Source organism: Candidatus Symbiopectobacterium sp. NZEC135 (assembly GCF_025962695.1).
In genome coordinates this window covers 1-577 of sequence record NZ_JAGFPF010001358.1, presented here as the reverse complement: position 1 = coordinate 577, position 577 = coordinate 1, and the positions used below count along the sequence as shown (strand labels likewise).

General features: G+C 52.5%; 1 protein-coding gene. It reads left to right on the top strand.

Annotated features, from left to right (window positions below):
* The coding region (locus J5224_RS34250) for an IclR family transcriptional regulator C-terminal domain-containing protein (protein WP_264629295.1) at positions 1-405 on the top strand (405 nt) is incomplete at its 5' end.
* Positions 406-577: the final 172 nt, after the last annotated feature.

Here is a 577-nt window from a genome sequence, read left to right as displayed (position 1 = left end):
ATCAGCGATCAGGCGGTGCGCGTAGTTCCGATACACGATCGTCCCAAACCGGTTTATGCCATGGCGAACGGCAAGGCGATGCTGTCGTTATTAACCGATGCGCAGATTACGGCACTGCTACACGATCAGATGCCTGCGTTAACGCCCCAGACGACGGTTTCGCTGCCAGCGCTGCTGCAACAGATAGCCGAAGTGCGTGCCAACGGCTTTTCTTACGACCGGGAAGAGCATGCGGAAGGCGTCTGTGCCGTTGGGATTGCGTTGCCGGTACCGGGAAGATCGGCGCACGCCTTGTCGGTGGTGCTTCCTTCCTACCGCTTTGCTGCTCGCCTTCCAGCTATCCAGCAGGCGCTGGAAGAGGTGCGACAAATGTGCCTGTGCATCCTTTCCCCGTGCAGCAAATAATGGGTGCATAGATATCAGGTGTTAATGGCATATAATGCATGTATAATCAATATATGTGGAATTATATGCTTTTCTTATGGCTAATGTGAGTCGATCATGAGGTCAGCGGCAGTGCCAACAAAAATCAATCCGCTGGCAACGGCACATACCTTAAAGGATGATATTTACGGAT